This window comes from Chitinophagaceae bacterium (genome assembly GCA_007695095.1).
Taxonomy (GTDB): domain Bacteria; phylum Bacteroidota; class Bacteroidia; order Chitinophagales; family REEL01; genus REEL01.
In genome coordinates, this window is the sequence record REEL01000113.1 from 47,250 (window position 1) to 53,794 (window position 6,545).

A 6,545-nucleotide genomic window follows, 5' to 3' on the forward strand; every position below is an offset into this window, starting at 1 on the left:
GGCAAACAGCTTTTTAAATTTTAAAAATAAACTATGAAAGCTTTTGTAACGGGAGGAACAGGATTTATTGGAATTAACCTCATACACCTTCTTGCCGAAAAAGGATGGGAAATTACCGTCTTGCATAGAAAAACCAGCAATCTGAATCCGGTAAAACTTCCGGGCATCCAATTTCAAGAGGGAGATGTTACAAATTTTGCGAGTATAATTAAGGCTATACCGGAAGGAACGGATGTGATTTTTAATTTAGCTGCCAGCACGAATACATGGTCAAAAAATAATAAACAACAGACTGAAATAAATAATTTAGGTACCCAAAACATGGTAAACGCCGCTTTGCAAAAAAAAGTAAAGCGATTTATACACACCTCTTCCATAGTAGCATACGGAATACATGACGCTGAAATTAACGAGAACACCCCTTCGAATGCAGAAAAATTAGATTTCAATTATTCTATTACTAAGTTTCAAAGCGAACAGATTGTAAAAAATGCCGTGAAAAAAGGCCTGGATGCCGTGATTTTGAATCCCGCTAATGTGATTGGTCCCTATGACTACCAAAACTGGGTCAGGATGTTTTTAATCATCAATGAAAAAGGAACACCGGGTGTCCCCTCCGGAAAAGCTTCCTTTTGCTATGTTAAAGATGTGGCTAATGCTCATATTTCAGCTTTCAAATCCGGGAAAATTGGTGAAAACTATCTTTTAGGCGGACCGGCACACTCATATATAGAGGTTATTAATAAAATTGAGACTTTATTAAATAAAAAAGTTTCTCAAAAAGTTACCCCTGACTTTCTCTTAAAAGTTTTTGCCGGAATAAACAATTCAATTTCAGCAATTACTTCTAAAAAACCCACACTTACCCCGGAAGAAGTTATACTCTTAACTGCCCGCATGACTTGTAAGTCACAAAAGGCAGTTGCCGACCTTAATTATAAAATATCCGATCTTGATTTTATGCTTCAAAGCACTTTTGAATGGCTTAAATCTGAAAAGAAAATCTAAACGATAATTCTTTTAATAAATAACTCCTCGTAAATACTTTTTACTAAAATCAGGATTCTTACTTGGTTCACCATATTTATTTTACTGATAAGCAATGATTATTAAAATATTTTTAAGTATATTTAACTTAACTTTATAAGGTCACTGAGCTTGTTTTTTTAATTAATGCTTTTTGCTTTGTGCTATGCAATTGCATCTACGGTATAAAATCCGATAAAAGTATTTATCGCAAAAAATTAAAAAAATCAATTTCAAAGTACTTTGTAAGATTCAATTTTTATTAAAAACCAAAAACTACTAAAAACAATTATTATGAAAAAATCAATTTACTTATTTCTAAGCCTTTTGTTTAGCTATAATGCTTTTGCACAAATTAGCATTTCAAAAGAAAATTTCCCTAAAATTGGAGACACCATAACATTAGCTAATGACACTACACAAATTAGTATTGGCAGTGCCGGAGCGAATCAAATTTGGGACTTTTCCATGCTGGAAAATCACGGTGAATATTCAAGTTATTTTATCGACCCTGCAAACACTCCATTTGCGAATTCTTTTCCAAACAGCAATATAGCCGTTATTTCAAGCGAAGACAGTGAAGAATTTTATGTATTCATAGATATTAGTGAGGATGGTATTTATTTACTGGGTTTTGCTGATAACAGTGAAACACCACCTTTTGTAGTAGAATTTGAAACACCAAGACAAATCTATGAGTTTCCTTTTACCTATGAAGATAATTTTTCACAATCTTACTCTGAGCTAATATTTCAGGACACAACCTCTCTTATAGGAGCAGATTCAGTAAGATTTTATCAAAAAACAGAAAGAGTAGTGTATATTGATGGATACGGGACTGTCTATCTGCCAAATGACACTTTAGAAGCATTGAGAGTCCGTGAAGTTGAATATAATGTAGATTCTACACAAGTTCTTTTTGGTGGTTCATGGACTAATTTAGAAGTATTAAGGGATACTTTTATTAGTTATCAATGGTATAGTGATCTTACAATTTCCGGTTGGGCATTGGTTACTATCAATCTAGATAATTATAATGATGTAAGCGGGACTGCTGAATGGTATGAAAACATACCTAATCAAATCAGTTCTGTACCAAACCGTATAAAAAATGATAACTTGATTTCAATTTATCCGAATCCGGCCAGTGAATATATTTCTGTAAAATTCGAGAAAAATACAGACAGTAACTACCGGTTAAATCTATACGATTTGAAAGGTCAATTGATAAAAACTCAAAACATTAATCAGCAAAACAATAGAATTGAGCTTAATGGAATTTCAAAGGGTATGTACATTTATTCTATACAGAAAAACGGAAATATCCCTCAGCATTTTGGGAAACTGAATATACAGTAAGGTCTTAATAACAAATGGGTTGTACGTTTTTTCTTAGCTAAATTGGTGACTTTTTAAAAATATGCGCTTTTTTAAAATTTATTTAAGTCGCAAAATGATGTTAAATTTACATTTAGAGTAAAAGAAAATTTTCCTCTTTTTTAATTAACATCAGGAAAGAAATAGATGCATCGCATATATATTATCATCTTTCTACTAACAGGTTTCCTGCTTTTCTCTTTAAGTCGTTGTGATACCGGCAAAAAAACAAAGAAAAAAACAGATCTAGTAGAAGATATTGAATGGCGCAACCTCCATGAAGGAGTAGAATATGTCGGGATGGCTACTTGCCGTTCTTGTCATGAAGATGTTTATGATGACTATATTCAAACCGGCATGGGCCGATCATTAGGATTAGCTACCCCGGATAGGAGTGATGCGCATTTTGGAGAGCATGTACTTATTAGAGATGAACATTCTAACTTAAATTATTTCCCCTTTTGGGTTGAAGACTCCCTTTATATCCATGAGTTCAGAATTTTAGATGGAGATACTGTACATTCACGGAAAGAATACATACCCTATATCATTGGATCTGGAAATCACACTAATTCACACCTCTTGGAAATCAATGGGTACATCTATCAGGCTCCTATAACTTTTTATACTCAAAAAGAAGAATGGGATTTAGCTCCCGGTTTTGATGATGGGTTTAATACCCGTTTTGAGAGACTTATAGGACTGGAATGCATGAACTGCCATAATGCAAGACCTGATTTTGACTTCCTTTCTGAAAACAAATATCATTCTATTGCAAAGGGAATTGACTGTGAAAGATGTCATGGCCCGGGAGAACTTCATGTACGCGAAAAACTTGCCGGCATTGTAGTAGATACATCTGTTAAAGCCGACAATTCAATTGTAAATCCGGCAAGGCTAAATGTTGAACAACAGCTTAGCTTATGCCAAAGCTGTCACTTACAGGGTGTTGCTGTGCTGGAAGAAGGTAAAGAATTTACAGATTTCAAACCGGGCATGTATTTAAGCGATGTTCTAAATATATTTCTTCCAAGGTTTGAAGGGGCTGATGATAAATTCATTATGGCTTCTCAGGCTGAGCGTTTGAGAATGAGTGATTGCTTTACTGTATCTAATTCTACTACTGAGCTTGTTGATATGAGTTGCATAACTTGCCATAATCCCCACATAAGTGTAAAAAACACAGCTATTCAAACCTTCAACGCTGCCTGTATTGACTGTCATACTCAACAAAATCTGGCGCTTTGTTCAGAAACTGAAGAAAGGCTTATAGCCGCTGATAATGATTGCTCTTCCTGTCATATGCCAAAATCAGGTAGTATAGATATTCCGCATGTTTCCATAACAGACCATTATATTCGTAAACATGCAAAAGGATATACTGAGGGAAATATCACTTATGAAGAAATTGAGACGATTAAAAAATTCATTGGTCTGGAAAGTATGATTCAGCAGAACCCAACTGCGGTAATGACAGCCAGAGGCTATTTAACTTTTTATGAACGATTCAGTCCCAGAAGTTATATGCTTGACAGCGCGGCAAACTATCTGTTTAGTCAAAATGTAAACCTTGAAAAAGAAGGCTTTGCAGCTGCGATTCATTATTATTTTTTAAAAGAAGACTTTTCATCCATCATAGACCTCAGCAGGAAAAGAAATATAAATACAATTAAAGATAGCTGGACGCTGTATAGAATTGGTGAAGCTTATTACTCAAGGGGACAATTCAATCAATCAGAAAAGTATTTTAAAGCATGTGTGCAGATAAAGCCACTGCATCTTGAATTTCAAAACAAACTGGCTGTAAACTATTTACAAACGGGCAATTTTGATGAAGCCAAAACAGTATTTAAATTCATTATTGATAAAAATCCATACAACAAAGCAGCTCTTTCAAATTTAGGATTTATCTATTTTCAAGAGTTCCGTTTTGAAGAATCTGAAGATTTATTAACCAAGGCCGTCCGCTTAGACCCTGATTATGAAAATGCCGTATTTAATTTAAGTGCACTTTATTTAGAAACTGCCAATGTTCCAAAAGCTATTAGACTATTAGAAAATTTTACCAGGCAGCACCCTGACAATCTTCAGGCCAGAGATTTTCTTCAACAAATAAGAAGAGGCGGGTGAGGGAGAAAGTAGGCAGGAGGCAGTGGCAGTGGCAGTAGGCAGGATAGGAAGTCCCAAGAAAACCAAGTCCCAAGAGCCCAAATTCCAAGAAAGAAAAATGTCAAAATTATGATGGAAAATGGAAAATCCATCGGGAGCACCCTGAAATCAGTTGTCACTCTGAGTGGCAGCGAAGAGTCTCCGTATTAATCTGTAGACAGCTTTCGCCCCAAGAGACCAAATTCCAAGAATTCAAAAATTCAAAGGTAGCAATATTATTAGCACGCTCATAAAAGGGAAAACCTAAAAAACTTCCGTCATTATGAGCGCGACTACCATAAATATTGGATTTTGTACTTGCTCCTAAGTCGCGTGTAATAATCTCCTGAATAGAAAGAGCTGGAAATGGAAAAATTATGATGGAAAATAGCAAATGGCAAATGTATTGGGAGCTCCCTGAAATCAGTTGTCACTCTGAGTGGCAGCGAAGAGTCTCCGTATTAATCAGTAGACAGCTTTCGCTCTGCGTCTCGCGAGTGTAAGTCTTGAACAGCCTCCGGCTGGCATTCAATGTTCTAAGGTTATTTCTTAAATTAGATTTTACATAATGTCAAGTCCACTGACTTCGACTCCGCTCAGCCACCTATCTACCTATCAATTAGCTGTTTCAATGGAAATACGGAGATGCTTCCTAACGTCAGCATGACAGCTTGTTTGATGGCTGTACTTTTTCTTAAAATTGTTAAAAGGGATTAGAAAAAAATCTTGAATACCATGCCTCTAAAATGATACTAAATTTTAGCCAAAAGTTGTTAAACATAATCACTTGCTTGTTGTGCAAACACATTAAAAATTGCGTATTTATAATTAACTTTGAGTAAAATAATGTGCTATGGACAATTTGATAAAAAGAATTACAATTAATCCTAAAATTTGTCATGGAAAACCTTGTATCAGAGGAATGAGATGGCCGGTAGAGGTAATTATCGATATGTTAGGTTCCGGTATGACTATTGAACAAATAATTGAAGACCATAAGGAATTAGAAAAAGAAGATATTTTAGCTTGTTTAAATTTCGCTAAGTTATATTTATCCGGTCACTCAATTAAGGACGTTGCCTGATGAGATTTCTTTGCGATGTCCATATATCTTATAAACTGACGAAATTTTTAATTTCTAAGGGCTTTGAATCTCTACATGTAAACGAAATTTTAGGAAAATCAGAGACTAAAGATTCAGAATTATGCAATTTTGCAAATCAAAATAATTATGTTATTATCTCTAAAGATTCGGACTTTAGAGATTCATATTTTGTTAACCAAACACCTAAAAAGCTAATTAAAATTAATTTAGGAAATATCTCAAATCAGGCATTAATAAAAATTTTCAATGATCATATTGAGACTATACAAAAGCTAGATAGTAAATCTAATTTTTTACTTGAAATAGATAAAGATGAAATTAATCTGATAGAATTATAAATTTCAAAAAACCAAACAGAGAAAGTAATCAGTCCAAAAAATTTTATACCCACTTCCCATAAAGCTTATGTGCTTTTGAGTGAGGGTTTAATTTTCCGGAGTCTGCTTCTGCAATTCCTTTTTCAATAGCTTTTTTTTCTTCTTCCGGGATTTCTTTCCACCAATCTTTTTGACTTTCCTTATAAATCAGTTCTGAAATCTTTTCAAGAATCTCAATATCATCAAAAGTTGATAGCCATTGTATTAATTCTAACTTTTTATTTTGAAGTTCTAAATCTGTTCTCATCTATTTAAAGTTTTTACATACAAAGTTCATTCATCAAAGTGCTTTATCAAATTTACCATTATTTCTCCGTTAAAACGATTTATTTCTTTATATCGTCTGTCAAAGAGTTGAGTGAAATGGAATGTAGAACCCAAGAAAGAAAAATGGAAAAATTATGATGGAAAATATGCTTTGAAAGACCCAAGAGACCAAAATCCAAGAGCCCAAATTCCAAGAATACAAAAATTTAAGAACGGCAATTTTATTAGCCCGCTCATAAAAGGGA

The 6,545-nt window shown here is 34.0% G+C and carries 7 protein-coding genes; 5 read left to right on the forward strand and 2 right to left on the reverse strand.

All coding sequences use genetic code 11. The features are described from left to right. Positions 1-33: 33 nt before the first annotated feature. From EA412_07805 to EA412_07815, 3 genes are all read left to right on the forward strand, one after another. Positions 34-1,008: an NAD-dependent epimerase/dehydratase family protein gene (locus EA412_07805; GenBank protein TVR78879.1), complete on the forward strand. Its 975-nt coding sequence runs from the start codon at positions 34-36 to the stop codon at positions 1,006-1,008. A 312-nt stretch (positions 1,009-1,320) separates the two neighbouring features. Then, positions 1,321-2,385, forward strand: a complete 1,065-nt coding sequence (locus EA412_07810) for a T9SS C-terminal target domain-containing protein (GenBank protein ID TVR78880.1) — start codon at positions 1,321-1,323, stop codon at positions 2,383-2,385. Positions 2,386-2,550: 165 nt separating this feature from the next. After that, positions 2,551-4,533, forward strand: a complete 1,983-nt coding sequence (locus EA412_07815; protein TVR78881.1) for a tetratricopeptide repeat protein — start codon at positions 2,551-2,553, stop codon at positions 4,531-4,533. 154 nt (positions 4,534-4,687) lie between these two features. Here the strand turns inward: EA412_07815 and EA412_07820 are convergent, their stop codons facing one another. Continuing rightward, the gene (locus tag EA412_07820) at positions 4,688-4,945 is read right to left on the reverse strand and encodes a hypothetical protein (protein TVR78882.1); all 258 of its coding nucleotides are present in this window, start codon (positions 4,943-4,945) and stop codon (positions 4,688-4,690) included. Positions 4,946-5,404: 459 nt separating this feature from the next. Between EA412_07820 and EA412_07825 the strand changes: the two genes are divergently transcribed. After that, the gene (locus tag EA412_07825) at positions 5,405-5,635 is read left to right on the forward strand and encodes a DUF433 domain-containing protein (protein ID TVR78883.1); all 231 of its coding nucleotides are present in this window, start codon (positions 5,405-5,407) and stop codon (positions 5,633-5,635) included. After that, on the forward strand, positions 5,635-5,994 hold the full coding sequence (locus tag EA412_07830) for a hypothetical protein (GenBank protein TVR78884.1): 360 nt from the start codon (positions 5,635-5,637) through the stop codon (positions 5,992-5,994). The genes EA412_07825 and EA412_07830 overlap by 1 nt, the downstream gene beginning before the upstream one ends. A 43-nt stretch (positions 5,995-6,037) precedes the next feature. On the opposite strand, the gene EA412_07835 is transcribed toward EA412_07830, so the two are convergent. Further along, positions 6,038-6,280, reverse strand: a complete 243-nt coding sequence (locus EA412_07835; protein TVR78885.1) for a hypothetical protein — start codon at positions 6,278-6,280, stop codon at positions 6,038-6,040. Between the last annotated feature and the right edge of the window lie 265 nt (positions 6,281-6,545).

Excerpts from the sequence above, each read along its gene's own strand:
- EA412_07805 (TVR78879.1), top strand. The coding sequence starts at position 34 with ATGAAAGCTTTTGTAACGGGAGGAACAGGATTTATTGGAATTAACCTC.
- EA412_07810 (TVR78880.1), top strand. The coding sequence starts at position 1,321 with ATGAAAAAATCAATTTACTTATTTCTAAGCCTTTTGTTTAGCTATAAT.
- EA412_07815 (TVR78881.1), top strand. The coding sequence starts at position 2,551 with ATGCATCGCATATATATTATCATCTTTCTACTAACAGGTTTCCTGCTT.
- EA412_07825 (TVR78883.1), top strand. The coding sequence starts at position 5,405 with ATGGACAATTTGATAAAAAGAATTACAATTAATCCTAAAATTTGTCAT.
- EA412_07830 (TVR78884.1), top strand. The coding sequence starts at position 5,635 with ATGAGATTTCTTTGCGATGTCCATATATCTTATAAACTGACGAAATTT.
- EA412_07835 (TVR78885.1), bottom strand. The coding sequence starts at position 6,280 with ATGAGAACAGATTTAGAACTTCAAAATAAAAAGTTAGAATTAATACAA.